Source organism: Flavobacterium limicola (assembly GCF_003634755.1).
GTDB classification, from domain to species: domain Bacteria; phylum Bacteroidota; class Bacteroidia; order Flavobacteriales; family Flavobacteriaceae; genus Flavobacterium; species Flavobacterium limicola.
Genome location: NZ_RBXA01000001.1, coordinates 216,388 through 234,536 on the forward strand (window position 1 = coordinate 216,388; position 18,149 = coordinate 234,536).

At 33.7% G+C, this 18,149-nt stretch carries 17 protein-coding genes and 1 pseudogene; 12 read left to right on the top strand and 6 right to left on the bottom strand.

From position 1 onward, the window contains the following. Positions 1-172: 172 nt before the first annotated feature. From BC952_RS00920 to BC952_RS00975, 11 genes and pseudogenes are all read left to right on the top strand, one after another. Positions 173-730 carry a 30S ribosomal protein S16 gene (locus BC952_RS00920; protein WP_113664488.1) on the top strand — a complete coding sequence of 186 codons (558 nt, stop codon included), beginning with the start codon at positions 173-175 and terminating at the stop codon, positions 728-730. Between the two features lie 15 nt (positions 731-745). Further along, positions 746-1,270, top strand: a complete 525-nt coding sequence (rimM, locus tag BC952_RS00925; protein WP_121363864.1) for a ribosome maturation factor RimM — start codon at positions 746-748, stop codon at positions 1,268-1,270. Between the two features lie 103 nt (positions 1,271-1,373). Continuing rightward, positions 1,374-2,081: a tRNA1(Val) (adenine(37)-N6)-methyltransferase gene (locus BC952_RS00930; RefSeq protein ID WP_121363865.1), complete on the top strand. Its 708-nt coding sequence runs from the start codon at positions 1,374-1,376 to the stop codon at positions 2,079-2,081. A gap of 1,218 nt (positions 2,082-3,299) precedes the next feature. Next, the gene (locus BC952_RS00940) at positions 3,300-3,704 is read left to right on the top strand and encodes a hypothetical protein (protein ID WP_121363867.1); all 405 of its coding nucleotides are present in this window, start codon (positions 3,300-3,302) and stop codon (positions 3,702-3,704) included. A 52-nt stretch (positions 3,705-3,756) separates the two neighbouring features. Then, positions 3,757-4,524, top strand: a complete 768-nt coding sequence (locus tag BC952_RS00945; protein WP_167445661.1) for a GLPGLI family protein — start codon at positions 3,757-3,759, stop codon at positions 4,522-4,524. Between the two features lie 436 nt (positions 4,525-4,960). Beyond that, positions 4,961-5,392, top strand: a complete 432-nt coding sequence (locus BC952_RS00950) for a GLPGLI family protein (RefSeq protein WP_121363869.1) — start codon at positions 4,961-4,963, stop codon at positions 5,390-5,392. Positions 5,393-5,428: 36 nt separating this feature from the next. Further along, positions 5,429-8,086: a carboxypeptidase-like regulatory domain-containing protein gene (locus tag BC952_RS00955; protein WP_121363870.1), complete on the top strand. Its 2,658-nt coding sequence runs from the start codon at positions 5,429-5,431 to the stop codon at positions 8,084-8,086. A gap of 117 nt (positions 8,087-8,203) precedes the next feature. Beyond that, positions 8,204-8,943: pseudogene (locus tag BC952_RS00960) on the top strand (tRNA1(Val) (adenine(37)-N6)-methyltransferase). A 233-nt stretch (positions 8,944-9,176) separates the two neighbouring features. After that, positions 9,177-10,355 (top strand): acyl-CoA dehydrogenase family protein, encoded by a 1,179-nt coding sequence (locus BC952_RS00965; protein ID WP_121363871.1) that lies wholly within the window; start codon positions 9,177-9,179, stop codon positions 10,353-10,355. 92 nt (positions 10,356-10,447) lie between these two features. After that, positions 10,448-11,230 (top strand): DUF3050 domain-containing protein, encoded by a 783-nt coding sequence (locus BC952_RS00970; protein WP_121363872.1) that lies wholly within the window; start codon positions 10,448-10,450, stop codon positions 11,228-11,230. Positions 11,231-11,378: 148 nt separating this feature from the next. Then, the gene (locus tag BC952_RS00975; RefSeq protein WP_121363873.1) at positions 11,379-12,275 is read left to right on the top strand and encodes a serine/threonine protein phosphatase; all 897 of its coding nucleotides are present in this window, start codon (positions 11,379-11,381) and stop codon (positions 12,273-12,275) included. Positions 12,276-12,307: 32 nt separating this feature from the next. On the opposite strand, the gene BC952_RS00980 is transcribed toward BC952_RS00975, so the two are convergent. From BC952_RS00980 to trmB, 6 genes are all read right to left on the bottom strand, one after another. Then, positions 12,308-12,625 carry a 2Fe-2S iron-sulfur cluster-binding family protein gene (locus BC952_RS00980; protein WP_091172746.1) on the bottom strand — a complete coding sequence of 106 codons (318 nt, stop codon included), beginning with the start codon at positions 12,623-12,625 and terminating at the stop codon, positions 12,308-12,310. 175 nt (positions 12,626-12,800) lie between these two features. After that, the gene (locus tag BC952_RS00985) at positions 12,801-13,040 is read right to left on the bottom strand and encodes a NifU family protein (RefSeq protein ID WP_113636516.1); all 240 of its coding nucleotides are present in this window, start codon (positions 13,038-13,040) and stop codon (positions 12,801-12,803) included. Positions 13,041-13,110: 70 nt separating this feature from the next. After that, positions 13,111-14,238, bottom strand: a complete 1,128-nt coding sequence (locus BC952_RS00990) for an Mrp/NBP35 family ATP-binding protein (RefSeq protein WP_121364895.1) — start codon at positions 14,236-14,238, stop codon at positions 13,111-13,113. A 209-nt stretch (positions 14,239-14,447) separates the two neighbouring features. After that, on the bottom strand, positions 14,448-14,777 hold the full coding sequence (locus BC952_RS00995) for an MGMT family protein (protein ID WP_121363874.1): 330 nt from the start codon (positions 14,775-14,777) through the stop codon (positions 14,448-14,450). 50 nt (positions 14,778-14,827) lie between these two features. Further along, positions 14,828-15,463 (bottom strand): LysE family transporter, encoded by a 636-nt coding sequence (locus BC952_RS01000; protein ID WP_121363875.1) that lies wholly within the window; start codon positions 15,461-15,463, stop codon positions 14,828-14,830. A 54-nt stretch (positions 15,464-15,517) separates the two neighbouring features. After that, positions 15,518-16,195, bottom strand: a complete 678-nt coding sequence (gene trmB, locus BC952_RS01005; RefSeq protein WP_121364896.1) for a tRNA (guanosine(46)-N7)-methyltransferase TrmB — start codon at positions 16,193-16,195, stop codon at positions 15,518-15,520. 341 nt (positions 16,196-16,536) lie between these two features. Here trmB and BC952_RS01010 point away from each other — a divergent pair, with 341 nt between their 5' ends. After that, the gene (locus BC952_RS01010) at positions 16,537-18,147 is read left to right on the top strand and encodes a L,D-transpeptidase family protein (RefSeq protein WP_121363876.1); all 1,611 of its coding nucleotides are present in this window, start codon (positions 16,537-16,539) and stop codon (positions 18,145-18,147) included. The last annotated feature ends 2 nt before the right edge of the window (positions 18,148-18,149 follow it).

The window sequence follows — 18,149 nt, forward strand, 5'->3', positions numbered from 1 at the left end:
TCAAATTTTAAACAAATAATACAGACTTATAACATACAAAACAAAATCAAAAACAACCCTAATCCATTATCATTCATTTAAGTATAGTCAGATTAGTATTTATCAATAAAAGATGTATCTTTGCACCCTTAATTAACAGAGGTCGAGTACCTCAAAATTTAATCATAAGATTATGTCAGTAAAAATTAGATTACAAAGACACGGTAAAAAAGGAAAACCTTTTTACTGGGTTGTAGCTGCAGATGCACGCTCAAAAAGAGACGGTAAATACCTTGAAAAAATTGGTACTTACAATCCAAACACAAACCCAGCAACTATCGACTTAAACCTTGATAGCGCAGTAAAATGGTTGCACAATGGTGCTCAACCAACTGATACTGCAAAAGCGATTCTTTCTTACAAAGGAGCTTTATTGAAACATCACCTTGATGGTGGTATCCGTAAAGGAGCTTTAACTCAAGAACAAGCTGATGCTAAATTAAATGCTTGGTTAGATGCTAAATCTGGAAAAGTTGATGCTAAAAAAGAAGGTTTAACAAAAGCGCAAGCTGACGTTAAAGCTAAAGCTTTCAAAGCAGAACAAGATGTTAACGCTAAACGTTTAGCTGCAGCTGCTCAAGCAGAAGCTGATGCTATCGCTGCTGCAACACCAGCTGTTGAAGAAGTTGCTGAAGTTGAAGCTGAAGAAGCTCCTGCTGCAGAAGAAAATAACGAAACAACTGAAGCATAATTTTAGAAGGCGAACATGCGTAAAGAAGATTGTTTCTATTTAGGTAAAATCGCTAAAAAATTTAGTTTCAAAGGGGAAGTTCTTGCCTATTTAGACACGGACGAACCTGAGTTATACGAAAACTTGGAATCAGTGTTTGTTGAATGCAACAAACACTTGGTTCCTTTTTTTATTGAAAGCAGTTCGCTGCACAAAAACGATTTCCTTAGAATTCGTTTTGAAGATATGAATACCGAAGAAGATGCCGACGCCATAATAGGTAACGCCATTTATCTTCCTTTAAAAATGTTGCCAAAACTTACCGGCAACAAATTCTACTTCCACGAAGTAATTGGTTTTGAAGTTGAAGACAAACGCCTTGGTGTTGTTGGGAAAATTCAATCTATAAATGATACAACAGCCCAGCCTCTTTTTGAAGTTTTAAACGGTGAAGTAGAAATCCTTATCCCCATGATTGACCATTTTCTTGTGAAAATTGACAGGGAAAACAAAAAAGTCATCATGGACTTACCTGAAGGATTAATCGAAATGTATCTTTAGAACAGTTTAATCGGTTATTTGTTTATTCGATTAATCTAAAATCAAAGTTTTAAGCTGCTGAAATCTGCAATCAAAAATCGTTAATCCTCAATCTGAAATCATCATGTTTTCATTCAAGCAATTCTCAATCCAGCAAGATCGTTGTGCCATGAAAATTGGAACAGATGGTGTTTTACTTGGTGCTTGGGCGCCTTTGGAAAACCAACCCTTTAGCATTTTGGATATTGGAACCGGAACCGGTCTAATTGCTTTGATGCTAGCACAACGAAGTCATGCCGAACAAATTGATGCGTTAGAAATTGATGAAGAAGCGTACGAGCAATCCGTAGATAATTTTGAAAACTCCCCTTGGAGTGATCGCTTATTTTGTTTTCATGCAGGATTAGACGAATTTGTAGAAGAACCAGAAGACGAATACGATTTAATTGTTTCCAATCCTCCTTTTTATACCGATGAATACAAATCTGACAACGAACAGCGCGATTTAGCCCGTTTTGCTGACGCAATGCCTTTTGAAGATTTAATTGAAGCTGCTGATTTATTACTTTCGGAAAACGGAATATTCGCTGTAATTATTCCTTACAAAGAAGAGCAAAATTTTTTGGCTCTAGCCGCAGCATTCGAGTTATACCCCTTAAAAATCACAAGAGTAAAAGGAACTCCAACTACCGAAATCAAACGCAGTTTATTGGCTTTTAGCCGAAATGAAAGTATGAATTTCCCAGTTGATGAATTAATTATCGAAACCGCGAGACATATTTACACCCCAGAATACATTGCCCTGACTAAGGATTTTTATTTGAAGATGTAGTTAATTAAACTACATTCAATTAACAAATTCAACTTTCAAAAGAAAGAACCGTGAAGTCCTTTTGTAAAATGCAATAGTCTATTTCTAACCATCGTTGGAAACAACGAGCCCTTTATACCGTAAAAAAACATATTCTTAGTTGGTTTAGAACAAAATTCCGCAAAACCCAAATAACATCATTCCTATACAAGAGTGAGCACTTAATATTCCATGAAATACAACTGCGTTTTATTTCATGTATCTACATATTATGATGCAGATTTAGCTAAACAAAATTATAAGAAACAAGAGAAAGACGAATCCAAAATAAATGATTTTATCTTTAAAATTAAATACCTAATTAAAGAATTCTTCCAAGGAGTTAAGTTCAAAGCAAATTGTGCGAATTTTTTCAAAAACAGAAAATTTCGCATATTAATTGAGTTAACCGACCAATGTATAGAAAAATAAATAGAAAGGTGATTTATGTTTTAGACAACGAACGACTTAAATCCAAAAAAATAATTCGTTGAAGAATGCTCTTTTGTTACTAAATCTTCAAAAAAAATTGCGATTTTATTTTCTAAACAAATACAAAAAAATCTTTTTTCATCTGATAATCAATTATATCAGAATAAAGTAAAAAGAAAATCAGATGAAATGAAAAAAATATGCAAAGAAACTTAATTATTTCTGATTAGTTTATTATTTAACTTTATTTACACTTAAAGTGTAAAGCTGACCACTATTTCAATAATACCTTTGGCTAATAAATTTCTTTAAAGATACCTTCAGTTAAGATGTAATAGGTTAATATTAATAAAATAATAATTTAACAACATCAAAAAATCTATCTTTTAGAGGTCTTTAGGTAATTGAAAATAATAAGAATCAAAATAGTTTGATTCTTATTAAAATAAGTTTTAAATCGGCTTTTTCAACTAGTAATCAATAGATTTTAATACAACAAAAGTCATCAACAAAAAATCACCGAAAACACACAGCAGTTTTCAAAATTATAGTGTTAGTCAAAAAGATTTTGCCGCTTCTAGATTGTAAAATTATACACAAAATAGAGCCGTCTAAATAAACCGCTTGCAAGCAAAAATTAATGTTACTTTTTAAAGAGTTGGTTTGGTAACATTTCTTATAAAAAAATCAACCACAAAAAAAAAGCCATACTTCAAAAATGTTTTCGACGACATAAAGTATGACTGCAAATAATTAAAAAACAAAAATATGAAAAAATTATTATTTGGCTTAGTGGCTACAGTTATGATTTCTTTTACAGGGTCTGCAAACACTATTGATCATACCTTAAATTCAGCAAATGAAGTAAGAACAGAAAAAGCATCTATATCTATTCAAACTGCTGATGCTAAAACAGTTTACAATTTTAATTCTATCAATGATTTTAAAAATCACACCAATGAAATTATAGAGGACATTAATAGTCAATCACTTGAGGAGGCTTGTACTGTAACCATTACAATGGAAGTTTCAGTTACTGTAAGTGCTGGCATTGGAGTAGTTGGAGGAGAAATAACAACTACCGTTTCAGGCTCAGTAACGGCTAGCTGTGAGGGAGCTGTAGCTGCTGGCAAAAAATTACGTGCAAGTCTTGTAGCTATGGCACAAGGTTAAAAAATCTAAAAGCCCTAACTTTGCAGTTAGGGCTAATTTAAAAAAAATGTTTATGAAAATAAATCAAATTTTTCTTTTGCTTTTATTTGCAACAAATAGTTTCTCTCAAAACTTTATTTCTACTGGGCAAATAGATTATGAAATGATGATTTATTCTGGAATTTCGTATGATAATTATACTGCTTCATTATTGTTTAACGACTCCTTTTCGAGGTTTAATTATCGTAGCAAAGATATTGGAGATGTAGTTACTGAAAACAAAGTGAGCAATAACAACACCTCAATTAATATAAGAAAATCAGATACTACTAATTATGCTATTTTTAATGATTTAAAAAAATCGGCTTTATATGCTTTAGGTGGCAATGAAGTTATTTTTGAAAATGAAACAAAACAAGAATGGGAGCTAGTAAACGAAGAAAAAAAAATAGGCAATTTATTTTGTTTCAAAGCGACTTGCGACTTTAGAGGACGCTCGTACACTGCATGGTACGCTACTTCTATTCCAATACCGTTGGGACCATGGAAATTTAAAGGACTACCTGGATTAATTATTGAACTTTCGGATTCCAAAAATGAAGTGATTTTTTCTGTTAAAAAAATAGAAATCCCTTTTCAAAGTGAAGTAAATGGTATAGATCTTAAATACAAGTTAATATCAAGAGAAGAAGCTAAAATAATTACTAGTGCACAATTGATCAAGCAAAAAGCTAAAATGGAAGAGCGAGCTAAAATTTTGGAAAGTAAAGTTTCAAAAGGAGAGCGTTTGAAAATAAATGTATCTACGCCTATTTTAAAAAGAGGAATTGAATTAGATTAAGATGTAAAGATTGCAAAAATTAGACCCTTCCCTACAAATACTGCAGCAACTGACATTAAAAAGCAATGAAATCATTACTCATTCTCCTATTATTACCCTTTTATCTACTTAGCCAAAATTCGACAGGTGAAATTGTATATTCTTATTATGTAAATGATGGAGGTTACTACAAATCAACCCTTTCATTTTCTCAAACTGAAAGTCTATTTAAGAAAACTATAAAAAAAATGAAAAAAAGGTTGCTGTTAAGTCCGATGATGAAAAGAATGAAGTTCATTTAAGTTTCAACTTAGATTCGACGATTCCGGAAGCATTAGGGATGTATACCAATTTAAAAGAAGGTTTAATTATTGAAAACATTTATCTTCCTGTAGGATTATCAAATAAAAATGATACGCTTTACGTAAAAGATAAAACGAGAATTATTGATTGAGAAATAAGTGACGAAACAAAAAAGATAAGTCAATATCTATGTAAAAAAGCTATAGGGAAATTTCGTGGTAGAATTTATAAGGTATGGATTACCAATGAAATTCCCGTAAGTTTTGGTCCATGGAAATTAAACGGATTGCCTGGTGTAATATTGGAAGCCCAAGACGAAACAAAAACATTTATGTTTTTTGCTGAAAGTGTAACACTAAATAAATCAATAGAAATAAATCAAGATAAATTTATTGTTAAAAAATACGCTACACCTATCATTGCTAAAGACAAGACTATTGCTATGTACAAAAAAATAGAAGAAGATATTTCAATGAAAATAAGAACTTCTTTACCTAGAGATGTAAAAATTACTAGTACAAAAACTGAAACAAAAGGAGTTGATGAAAATGATTTTATTGAAAAAAGTTTCGATGATATAAAATAAAAATAACGTATTACATTCTAATACGACGATACGAAAATGAACAAATTCCTCTTTCTCTTTTTAGTAAGCTTTTCCATACAAGCACAATCGACTCTGACAGGTCACATACATGACATTACAAAAAATCCCATTCCGTTAGTGAATGTATACATCAAGCCAACCGGGAGCAATGCAATTGATGCTTACACCACTTCTGATAAAGATGGGAATTACAGTCTGACAACAAAAAAAACAGGGACCTTTGAGCTTAGTTTTAGTGCCATGTCCTATAAAACAGCTACTTTTTCAGTAGAAATAGAGCCCAATAAAGCATCTGTACAAAACGCAGTGTTAAGTAACGAGCAACTAGTCCTCAAAGAAGTAATTGTACAGTCGGAAAGACCCGTAACAATCAAAAAAGATACCATTACGATTAATGTGAAAACATTTTTAAAAGGTAATGAAACTGTGGTTGAAGATTTATTACGAAACTTACCGGGTGTAAATGTAAGCGAGGATGGTACGATTAAAATTGGAAGCAAAGAAATTGAAAAAGTAATGGTAGAAGGTGACGATTTTTTTGAACGGGGCTACAAATTACTGACGAAAAACTTGAATGCTAACACAATCGATAAAGTAGAAATTTACCAAAAATACTCTAACAATAGACTACTCAAAGGAATTGAAAACAGCGACAAAGTAGCTATCAATTTAAAACTTAAAAAAGATTTAAAATTGCAGTGGTTTGGCAACATGAGTTTGGGTTATGGAGTGGTAAGTGAAAATAGATATGAACTAAGAACCAACTTAATGTCTTTTGGAAAAAAAGCCAAATATTACCTCATTGGTAACCTCAACAATACAGGAATTGATGCAACTGGTGATATTGACCAACTAATTCGGCCGTTTCGAATGGATGACATAGGAACTTTGGGTGATGATGAACAGTCAAATAGTTTGTTAAGTTTAAATAGTGCAAGTCCATCGTTAAAAAAAGAAATCACCAATTTTAATAATGCCGAAATGACATCGCTTAATACAATATTTACGTTATCTCCAAAAGTTAAAATGAAAACCTTGGGCTTTTTCAATTGGGATGAAAATGATTTTTTTAGAAATGGATTCCAATCTTACAAAATCAACAATACCTCTTTTACTAATACCGAAGATTATGCTTTGGAGAAAAAAAAGGTCATTGGTTTTGGGAAAATTGATTTGATTTATGATGTGTCCAAAACCAAAATGTTGGAATTTACTAGTAAGTACAACAATGGTCGACATGAAAGTCAGTCCAGTTTGGTATTCAACAATGATCCAACCATTGAAAAACTTAAGGAAGACAACCAATTGATTGATCAAAAATTGGTTTTTACCAATAAAATATCCGACAAAAAAGTGTTTATTATATCTGGACGATATATCAATGAGAAATCGCCACAACAATATAACATTAATTCGTTTTTGTTTCCTGATTTATTCCCTTCGCAAAGCAATACTGAGGCTTTGTCGCAAATGAGTGAAAACAAAATGCAATTTGGCGCCATCGATGGCCATTTGCTAGACCGAAAAAAGAACGATAATTTACTAGAAATACAAGCGGGTTTTAAATTCCGTCAAGATATTTTAAATACATCCTTGCTTTTTGAAACCAACAATACAAGCACAGTAGCTTCGCAAGATTACCAGAACCAAGTACAATACAACAGCAGCGATTTTTATTTTAAATCGAAATATTTGTACAAAAAAGGAAAGTATGGCCTTGTTGCTCAAATAGATGCACACCAACTTATTAATCATTTTACTTTTTTTGATGAGGAGCAAAAGCAACAACCTTTTTTTGTGAATCCAAAAATTGGCATGAACTGGGAAATCAACACAAACAACAAAGTAGTCACCTCTTATTCTTACAACACGACCAATGCTAAAATTCTTGATATCTATTCTGATTACGTACTTACAAGTTATCGAAACTTTGATAAAGGCGTTACTAGCTTAAACCAGCTCAACGCGTGCACATTCTTTTTCAATTATGGCATAGGCAATTGGGGCAATAAGTTTTTTTCTAATTTTTCGGCGGTTTATAACAAAGACCATGATTTTTATTCCACTAACACAACTTTAGCTCCTAATTATTCGCAAACAGAAAAAATCATCATCAAAAACCGTGATATGTTTAGTTTGAGTACCAATGCTGATTATTTTATTAAATATATTAGTTCCAATCTAAAACTGACTTCGAGTTATTCGAAATCCAATTATAAAAACATCGTAAATAGCACTGATTTCCGGGAAGTAACTTCTAAAAATTACAATTATAGCTTTGAACTGAGGTCAGGTTTCAAAGGAATTTTCAACTATCATATAGGTAGTAAATGGACAACAAGCGAAGTGGAAACATCGATTGTAAATACAAATACAAACAATATGAGTTTTTTGGATTTAAATTTTAATTTTTCTAATAAATTCAATGTCGATCTTCAAAGTGAGCGCTACTTTTTTGGCAACCTAAACAAAAACAACAACCGTTATTACTTCTTAGATTTAGAATCAAAGTACACTGTCAAAGACAATAAATTATCGTTTGTTATCTCTGGCAAAAATCTTTTCAATACTAAAAAATTCACCGAATACTATGTGAGTGATATCTCTGTATCTTCTACAGAATATCGTTTGTTATCTCGATATGTACTGTTAAAGATTGACTATAGGTTTTAATGACAAAGGCCTTGGAATATTTAGCAATTTATTTTTTAAAACATTAAGAAATTAAGGTTCATTGAGTCTTTTTCTTAATTCCCTTAATTTCTTAATGTTTTAATTTATATTATTTTCATGTCTAAATTCCAATTCAAACAATTTGCTGTCGAACAAGGCCGTTGCGCTATGAAAATTGGCACCGATGGAGTTCTTCTTGGTGCTTGGGCTCCCATCACCAATAATCCTTTTAGTATATAGATATTGGTGCCGGAACGGGAATCATTGCCTTGATGCTTGCACAACGAAGCAACGCACAACAAAAAGATACTTTAGAAACTGACGAAGACGCCTACTAAAAAGCGACTGATATTTTCGAAAATTCGCCTTGAGGCGATCGCTTATTTTGTTTTCATGCCGGTTTAGACGAAATTATAGAAGAACCCGAAGATGATCCGAGCCATAGCGAATTGGCACAACAATACGATATAATTGTTTCGAACCCTCCATTTAATACCGAAGATTACAAAACTGATAACGAGCAGCGGAATCGAGCCCGTTTTGCTGACGCAATGCCTTTTGAAGATTTTATTGAAGCTTCCGACTTGTTACTTTCGGAAAACGGAATATTCGCAGTAATTATTCCTTTAAAACAAGAAGAAACTTTCTTGGCTCTAGCCACAACATTAGAATTATACCAATTAAAAATCACTAGACTAAAAAGAAATCCAACCACCGAAATCAAGCGTAGTTTATTGGCTTTTATCCGAAATGAAAAAATTGACTTTCCTATTGACGAATTGATTATCGAAACTTCCCGACACATTTATACTACCGAATACATTGAATTGACTAAGGATTTTTACTTGAAGATGTAATTCAAAATCACAACTAAAAACAACAGCACTATTACTCCAAATAAATTTCCAACGAGAACTAATTATTTTATTGTAAATTAGTATATTGATTTTTAAATAAAACGAGCTTTCAAAAACCCCCTTTTTATTTATAAAATCATTTACTTCTAGGTTACAACATAAAAATATAACATTTGTTAATGCTTTTGTTATATTTCTTTATGTAAATTTGCATTACATTAAAATTAACATCCATGAAACCAGACTTATTTCAATCTCCAGATTATTACTTACTCGACGACTTACTAACCGAAGAGCACAAACTAGTGCGTGACTCCGCACGTGCGTGGGTAAAAAAAGAAGTTTCTCCTATAATAGAAGAATATGCTCAAAAAGCCGAATTTCCAAAACAAATCATAAAAGGTTTGGGCGAAATTGGCGGATTTGGCCCTTATATTCCGGAAGAATATGGCGGAGCAGGTTTAGACCAAATTTCATACGGTTTGATTATGCAGGAAATTGAGCGCGGTGATTCTGGCGTTCGATCTACTTCTTCTGTACAATCCTCTTTAGTGATGTATCCAATTTGGAAATACGGGAATGAAGAGCAACGCGTAAAATATTTACCTAAGTTAGCCACTGGCGAATACATGGGATGTTTTGGATTAACGGAACCTAATTATGGTTCAGATCCAGGAAGTATGATTACCAACTTCAAAGATATGGGCGATCATTATTTATTGAATGGTGCCAAAATGTGGATATCAAATGCGCCGTTTGCGGATATTGCAATAGTTTGGGCAAAAAATGAAGAAGGAAGAATTCACGGTTTAATTGTAGAACGCGGAATGGAAGGTTTTTCTACTCCAGAAACACATAACAAATGGTCACTTCGTGCATCGTCTACTGGAGAATTAATTTTTGACAATGTAAAAGTTCCGAAAGAAAACTTATTACCAAATAAATCTGGATTAGGAGCACCACTTGGCTGTCTTGATTCAGCACGTTACGGAATTGCTTGGGGTGCTATTGGTGCTGCAATGGACTGTTATGATACGGCGCTGCGTTACGCAAAAGAAAGAATCCAGTTTGACAAACCTATTGCAGGAACTCAATTACAACAAAAGAAACTAGCCGAAATGATTACTGAAATCACTAAAGCACAATTATTGACTTGGAGATTAGGTGTTTTAAGAAATGAAGGCAAAGCAACAACTGCTCAAATCTCAATGGCAAAAAGAAACAATGTAGATATGGCGATTCATATTGCTCGCGAAGCTAGACAAATGCTAGGTGGAATGGGAATTACAGGAGAGTATTCTATCATGCGACACATGATGAATTTAGAATCGGTGATTACGTACGAAGGAACACATGATATCCATCTATTGATTACCGGAATGGATATTACCGGAATTCCAGCTTTTAAATAGTAGTAAACGATTATTAAAGTATTTGTAAAATTGATTGAAAAAGCTTCTTGGAAACAGGAAGCTTTTTTATATTTACATAAAAAATACCACCTATGAATATTGAAACAATCAACAATAGCATTCAGCCCCAAAAAGAACTATTGTTACAACATTCTTTATACAAAAAAGTAAAAACTATTGAGGATTTACAGTGTTTTCTAGAAAATCATGTCTATGCAGTTTGGGATTTCATGTCGTTATTAAAAGCACTACAATCTAAACTGACCTGTACAACAACTCCATGGTTTGCCACTCAAAATCCTGAAACAAGATATTTGATAAATGAAATAGTACTTGCCGAAGAATCTGATTTAACACTAGACGGAAACCGTTCCAGTCATTACGAAATGTATATTGAAGCAATGAAAGCCTGTGGAGCAAACACCGCTGGAATTGAAGATTTTTTATCTGAAGTGGATTCACTTAAAAACATATTTGTTGCGATTAAAACCAGTCATTTACACCCAAATATCAAAGCTTTTTTAGACTTTACTTTCAGAGTCATTGAAGAAGGGAAATCCCATGAAATAGCGGCCGCTTTTACTTTTGGAAGAGAAGATTTAATTCCAAGTATGTTCACTGAAATCTTGAAAAATTTTCAATCAAATTTCCCGCAAACGGATTTGAGTAAACTCATTTATTATTTTGAAAGACACATCGAATTAGATGCTAACGAACACGGACCAATGGCAATGAAAATGATCACAGAACTTTGCGGTACGGATGCACAAAAATGGTTCGATGTAGAAGAGGTTTCTAAATTAGCCTTAGAAAAACGTATTGGTCTTTGGGATGCTATTGAAGAGACTATCATGATGAATGTAGAATTGGCATAGACCCAATTTACCCAAATAAATGTAAGTATCGCTTAGAAATGAATTAGATCTAATTTCAAATTAATGAAAAACAACTTCTTCAAATAATACCAATGAAAAAATAGCTTTATTAGCTATTTTTTTTATCTTTATTTTTTAAATTAAATAAATGTCTTCCCAAGAACGATTGACTAGAGCTTACAAAGAAGCCCACAGAATTCCTTTTGACGATCAATCAAAATTCATTCTTTTTAGTGACTGCCACAGAAGTGATAATAGTTTTGCGGATGATTTTGCAAGCAATCGAAATGTGTATTTTCATGCGATGACCCAATATTACAACGATGGCTTTTCTTATTGTGAGTTGGGAGATGGAGATGAATTATGGGAGAACATTTTTTTTAAAACCATTTTTGAAGCACACAAAAACGTGTATCTTTTACTAAAGAAATTTCACGATTCCAATAGATATTATAAGATTTGGGGAAATCATGAAATGACTTTTCGAGATAAAGATCATGTAGAAAAAACACTTACCACCTATACAAATACACAGAACGACAGAATTGAGCCCTTGTTTACTGGTATAAAATGTCACGAAGCAATCGTTTTAGTTCATCAGGAAACCAAACAAGAACTATTTTTGACCCATGGTCATCAAGCTGATTTTATGAATTATGTAGGTTGGAAAATCAACAGAACCATGGTGCGATTATTATGGAAGCCATTACAAATCTGGGGAATATCCGATCCTACAAGTCCCGCCAAAAATTATGTGGAACGAATAAAAATCGAACTACGTATCAAAAAATGGATTGAGAACAACAATCGCAAAATTACTATTGTGGGCCACACGCACCGCCCTAGTTTTTCTTACCCAAGTCAGAACGCGACACCTTATTTCAATGACGGAAGCTGCGTTCATCCTAGAAGTATCACCGGGATTGAAATAGTAAATGGAACGATAACACTTATAAAGTGGTTTATCGACACTAAGGAAAATGGCATTCTGCAAGTTGTTAGAGAAGTACTGGAAGGCCCTACCAATCTAAAGGATTATAAATAAATAAAACGTTTGCCTCAGCAAACGCTTTATCATTAATTTTCCGGAGCTAACTCCAGTTCTAATCCTTCGAGACTTTCGGTGATTGGTATTTGACAGCCCAAACGACTGTTTGATTTTACGTAGAATGCTTCTGACAACATCGCTTCTTCATCCTCGCCCATTGCCGGCAAAGGCACGTCATTAAGAACGTAACATTGACAAGAAGCACACATGGCCATTCCGCCACAAGTCCCTTCTACAGGAAGCTCATAGGCTTTACATAATTCCATGATATTCATGGCCATATCTGTAGGAGCTTGTAATTCATGCACTACTCCTTCTCTATCTTTAATTTTTATTAATACATCCATGTGATTGTGGGTGTTTGGTTTTAACCAATCGGTATTGATTATTGAGTACTGGATTGCGTGAGGGATAAAAGCCAGCTACCGAAGTAGCGCGTATAGCCCGACGGTTTTAAGAAAAAAGGCCTTTACCCGTTAAAACAAGTAGCCTTTTTTCTAAAAAGGGTCACGCCCAAAATATTTATAGAATATTTACAACAGTCTCTATTTGTGGTGCAAACTTTTTGATGGTAGTTTCCACGCCGGCTCTGAGTGTCATTTGGTTTACACTGCAACTGGTGCATGCTCCCTCTAGACGTACTTTTACGTGTTTGTCGTCCTCGATGGAAATCAATGTGATATCACCGCCGTCAGAATTCAAAAAAGGTCTGATTTCTTCAAGTGCTTTTTGAACTTCTACAAATAATTCTTCTGTTGTCATTTTCTTTATTTAAAGATTGAAAGATTAGAAAATTGAAAGATTAAAAATCATTTTCAAAAGATTCTAATTTCTATTTTTTTACTGCTGAACAACCGGCCATAGTAGTAATTTTAACTGCCTCAGTCGCAGGTAAACTTTCATTTCTATTTACGGTTTCTTGCACTACATTTCTTGTGATTTGTTCGAAAACGGTTTCAATAACGGAACCGGTTTGCATTGCTGCCGGACGACCGTAATCTCCCGCTTCACGAATGGATTGTACGATAGGCACTTCACCAAGGAACGGCACGCCTAAGTCTTCTGAAAGATTTCTGGCTCCTTCTTTTCCAAAGATGTAATATTTATTTTCCGGTAATTCTTCTGGTGTGAAATACGCCATGTTTTCTATAATTCCCAATACAGGAACATTTATAGCTTCAGACATGAACATTGAAACTCCTTTTTTGGCATCGGCCAAAGCTACAGCTTGTGGCGTACTTACAATCACAACACCCGTTATAGGCAATGATTGAACGATAGAAAGGTGAATATCTCCCGTTCCTGGTGGCAAATCGACTAACATGAAATCCAATTCTCCCCAGTCGGCATCAAAAATCATTTGGTTCAACGCTTTGGAAGCCATTGGCCCCCTCCAGATTACCGCTTGACTTGGGGCTGTAAAAAATCCAATCGAAAGAATTTTTACTTCGTAACTTTCAACAGGTTTCATTTTTGATTTCCCGTCAACTGTTACAGAAACTGGTTTTTCATTTTCTACGTCAAACATGATTGGCATAGACGGCCCGTAAATATCGGCATCAAGGATTCCAACTGAGAAACCCATTTTTGCTAGTGATACCGCTAGATTTGCGGTAACAGTAGATTTCCCAACTCCTCCTTTACCAGAGGCAACACCTATGATGTTTTTGATTCCCGGTATTGATTTTCCTTTGATTTCTGGTTTGTCCGGAACCTCAACTTTACTATTAATTTTGATTTTAGCATCCGGAGACACTAGTTCAAGAATTGTTTTTCTGATGTCGTCTTCTGCACGCTTTTTAATGTGCATCGCCGGTGTGTGCAATACTAAATCCACTACTACTTCATCGCCAAAAGTGATCACATTTGCTATTGCACCACTTTCAACCATATTTTTCCCTTCTCCAGCTATAGTTATCGTCTCTAAAGCTTTAAGAATGTCTTTTCTGTCTAATTTCATTTTTAGTTTATTGTTTTCTATTGGCATTTTAGCGCCAGAATATTATCTTTATTTAAACTGATTTCAGATTACAAAGATACTATGAAAAGTTCTTATTATAAAGGATTTGTATCGCATTTATTGATCCGCAAATTGAGACTGATTATTGGCGAATTTTAAAGTTTTTATATAAAAAATTTCTTGTGGCAACGATCTGGGACTGCAGTGAATTATTCAAGTCGAACCATTGGTTCCCAGAAATGTTTTTCGAAATCTACAATTTGGTTATCCACCACAACAATTCCTTCGTTTTCTAATAGCTGTTGCATCAGATTAGTACCGTCAAAATGCAATTTACCGGTGAGCAAGCCCTTTCTATTCACCACACGATGCGCCGGAACATCGTCCAGATTATGAGATGCATTCATTGCCCAACCCACCATTCGAGCAGAACGAGCCGTTCCTAAAGCCTTTGCAATAGCCCCATAAGATGTTACTTTTCCGTACGGAATTTGTCTGGCTATGGCATATACTCTTTCAAAAAAATTATCATTCGACATGGTTTCTAAATCTAATAAAAAGACATTCTATTATCACTTTAGTTATAAATCTACTTCAAATAATAACGAATAATATTAATTAAAGTAATCAAGGAAATCAAACCAGTAATGCTGCCTATGATGGTATTCATATTACGCATCAAATAATCTGTTTTGTCCTGTATTTTCTGAAAGAAAGTAATATAAAAATAAAAAACAACAAAAGACCCCAATACTACCCCTGTTACAAAAATAAAAACATGGGTCATATCAAAATAAAATAAATTGTATGAGGCTAATGTGACACTTACAAAAACATAGTAAGGAATAGGGAAAAAGTTAAGAGCCGAAAGCAACATTCCTAAAAAAAAGCGTGTGGTCGTACTCTTTTTTTTAATCTTCTCTTTTTTCTTTTTGGGCTTTTTTGCAATCAGTAAAAAATAGACAGTCAAGACTGCAAATATCCCAAAGCCAACTTCACGCAATAAAACAATCACATCAGGACGCTGTTTGATGAATTGCGCAAATAATAGAGCAAGTGCTGCCTGAAAGAAGATTACAATTACCGCACCTAAAACAAACCAATAAGCACTTTTCTTTCCTTCCTTGATATTCACTTTAGCTGCTGTCATATTGATCAACCCAGGTGGCGTAATCCCTACAAAAGCAGTAATAAAACCCAATAACAAAGAAGTGATTAAATTCATAGGCAAAGTGCAAATATTCAAAAAAAGGAACTTATTCCAGATATAAATGTAAATTTATTCTTTAATTTTAAATCGAATATACGTAATTGCTTTGTTAACTTCCAAATATTGTTTTTCATAAAATGTCTGAAAAGCAGTCACTTCCTCCGGACTACCCTCGTTTACATACACATTATGATTGGCATATAAAACTTCGTGTCCTTCTCCATGCAATAACCCCAGTGTATAGCCGTGCATGAATTCACTATCCGTTTTTAAGTTCACAACACCATCTTTCTTAAGGATTTTTTTATACAACTTCAAAAACTCCGAATTCGTCATTCTGTGTTTCGTACGTTTGTATTTGATTTGTGGATCCGGGAAAGTAATCCAGATTTCGTCCACTTCATTTTCAGCAAAAATATGGTTAATCAATTCGATTTGGGTTCTAATAAAGGCCACATTATGCAATCCGGTATCTACAGCCGTTTTTGCACCACGCCAGAAACGGGCTCCTTTAATATCAATTCCCACAAAGTTCTTATTGGGATATCTTTCGGCAAGACCCACAGAATATTCTCCTTTTCCACAGCCTAATTCCAGCACTAATGGATTTTCATTTTTGAAGAAATCCGAATTCCATTTCCCTTTCAACGGAAATAAATCGCCCACCACTTCTTCTCTTGTTGGTTGAAAAACATTGTTAAATGTCTCGTTTTCCTTGAATCTCTTTAATTTATTTTTACTTCCCACTTTTTTAGAATATTTCGGCAAAATTAAGGAAATATATAAGACTGGATGACCTACAGAAGAAAAAAAACACGCTAGAACTGTTGATATTAAAAAATTATTTAATTAGCTGCCTTTTCTAACAATGATATCTTTAACTGGCGCATTGATTTCACTGAATAAATTAAAAGAATTGTTTACAATTAATGGCTTTTCTAATTTGACATCAATCAGAAACTAGATTACCGTGGTATTGAAAACAAATAGTATTAATATTAGTTAATATTACTGAAATAGAGTTAATTAAAGTTATATTTTTATCCATACTATCTATTTTTTTTACCTTTATAGAAAATAATTTAGCCATGAAAAACTTCGTTTTATCGGTTGCTGTTATTTTATTTGGTTTTTCATTTGCCAATGTTTCCAGCATTAGAAATAAAAACCTGATGGCTGACAAAACTTTTCCTACCCAAGAATTAAAAGAATCAATATTTGATAAATCAAAAATAGCCATTGACAGCACGATTGTTTACCGTTTTTTTAAGAAATATAATAATTTAAAAAAATACAAATCAGATGTTATTGCTTTATACAAAAAACGAAATTACAATGCTATTTGGCATGACCACGAAGGACTTATCGAGTTTGCCAATTTGCTATATTCTAAAGTAAATCTATTGGAGGAAGAAGGCTTAAAATCACGTCTAGCCTACAAAGACAAGATTGACGGGATTTTTAGCGACGCATCCGTCAATGATTTGTCCCAAACCGACACAGAACTGCTTTTGTCCTCCATGTACGTGTTTTATGCTAAAAAAGTATATGACGGAATTGATGCTGAAAAAGTCAAAGAAATGGGATGGTTTTTACCTCGAAAAAATCTGTCGTACGAGAATCTATTGGATTCTTTATTAGTTGATCCTGAATTATTACGTAAAAATGAACAACGGCTCTTTGGACAATATTACAAACTGCGCGATGTTTTAAAAAAATACCGACAAATACAAAAAAACGGAGACTGGAATCCCATAGCAATCGATTCTTTGGACAAAACATACAAACCAAGTGATAGCGCAACAACCATTGGACAAATCAGGCAGCGTCTTGCCATTACCGGAGATCTAAAAGCCGATTCAAAAAGCAATGTCTACGATGCCGAATTGATGGCTGGAATAGTGAATTACAAAAAACGAAATGGCTTCAATATAGATTATCTGATTGCCTCTAAGCATATTCAACGCATGAATATTCCCATCGAAAAACACATTAAAACCATAATAGCCAACATGGAACGCTGTAGATGGATTGACCCAGCATTAACAAAAACGGACGAATACATTATTATAAACATCCCTTCGTATCGGTTTTTCTTTAAAAAAAATGGTAAAAACGAATTGGAATCCAAAGTTTTTGTAGGCAAAAATATGACCGAAACTATTGTTCTTAGTAGCAGTATTAGCAAAATAGTATTCAGTCCGTATTGGAACATCCCGAAAAGCATCATTGAAAACGAAATAAAAGATGCGATGGCTCTGGATGAAAACTATCTGGCCAAACATAATATCGAATGGAACAAAGGGAATGCAAGGCAAAAACCGGGACCTAAAAACTCCTTGGGACTGATTAAATTTGTGTTTCCAAATTCAGAAGACATCTATTTACACGATACACCATCTAAAGATTTATTTCAATACGAGTACCGAGCATATAGCCACGGCTGCATCAATTTAGAGAAAGCAAAAGAATTGGCACTGTTGATTTTAAAAGACGACCTCGATTGGCCTGTCGAACGCATCAATGAAGCAATGAAAGGAGAAAAGGAAACAGTGTGCATCCTGAAAAAGAAAATTCCAATCCACATTGGATATTTTACCGCTTGGGTTAATGATTCCGGAGAAATAAGTTTTTATAACGATATCTATTTAAGAGACGACCGCCTAGCCGAATTGCTATTCGCCGATGACATTAAATAAAA

Excerpts from the sequence above, each read along its gene's own strand:
- BC952_RS00920 (WP_113664488.1), top strand. The coding sequence starts at position 173 with ATGTCAGTAAAAATTAGATTACAAAGACACGGTAAAAAAGGAAAACCT.
- BC952_RS00940 (WP_121363867.1), top strand. The coding sequence starts at position 3,300 with ATGAAAAAATTATTATTTGGCTTAGTGGCTACAGTTATGATTTCTTTT.
- BC952_RS00970 (WP_121363872.1), top strand. The coding sequence starts at position 10,448 with ATGAATATTGAAACAATCAACAATAGCATTCAGCCCCAAAAAGAACTA.
- BC952_RS01000 (WP_121363875.1), bottom strand. The coding sequence starts at position 15,463 with ATGAATTTAATCACTTCTTTGTTATTGGGTTTTATTACTGCTTTTGTA.
- BC952_RS00995 (WP_121363874.1), bottom strand. The coding sequence starts at position 14,777 with ATGTCGAATGATAATTTTTTTGAAAGAGTATATGCCATAGCCAGACAA.
- BC952_RS00955 (WP_121363870.1), top strand. The coding sequence starts at position 5,429 with ATGAACAAATTCCTCTTTCTCTTTTTAGTAAGCTTTTCCATACAAGCA.
- BC952_RS00980 (WP_091172746.1), bottom strand. The coding sequence starts at position 12,625 with ATGGATGTATTAATAAAAATTAAAGATAGAGAAGGAGTAGTGCATGAA.
- rimM (WP_121363864.1), top strand. The coding sequence starts at position 746 with ATGCGTAAAGAAGATTGTTTCTATTTAGGTAAAATCGCTAAAAAATTT.
- BC952_RS01010 (WP_121363876.1), top strand. The coding sequence starts at position 16,537 with ATGAAAAACTTCGTTTTATCGGTTGCTGTTATTTTATTTGGTTTTTCA.
- BC952_RS00945 (WP_167445661.1), top strand. The coding sequence starts at position 3,757 with ATGAAAATAAATCAAATTTTTCTTTTGCTTTTATTTGCAACAAATAGT.
- BC952_RS00985 (WP_113636516.1), bottom strand. The coding sequence starts at position 13,040 with ATGACAACAGAAGAATTATTTGTAGAAGTTCAAAAAGCACTTGAAGAA.
- BC952_RS00975 (WP_121363873.1), top strand. The coding sequence starts at position 11,379 with ATGTCTTCCCAAGAACGATTGACTAGAGCTTACAAAGAAGCCCACAGA.
- BC952_RS00965 (WP_121363871.1), top strand. The coding sequence starts at position 9,177 with ATGAAACCAGACTTATTTCAATCTCCAGATTATTACTTACTCGACGAC.
- BC952_RS00930 (WP_121363865.1), top strand. The coding sequence starts at position 1,374 with ATGTTTTCATTCAAGCAATTCTCAATCCAGCAAGATCGTTGTGCCATG.
- BC952_RS00990 (WP_121364895.1), bottom strand. The coding sequence starts at position 14,238 with ATGAAATTAGACAGAAAAGACATTCTTAAAGCTTTAGAGACGATAACT.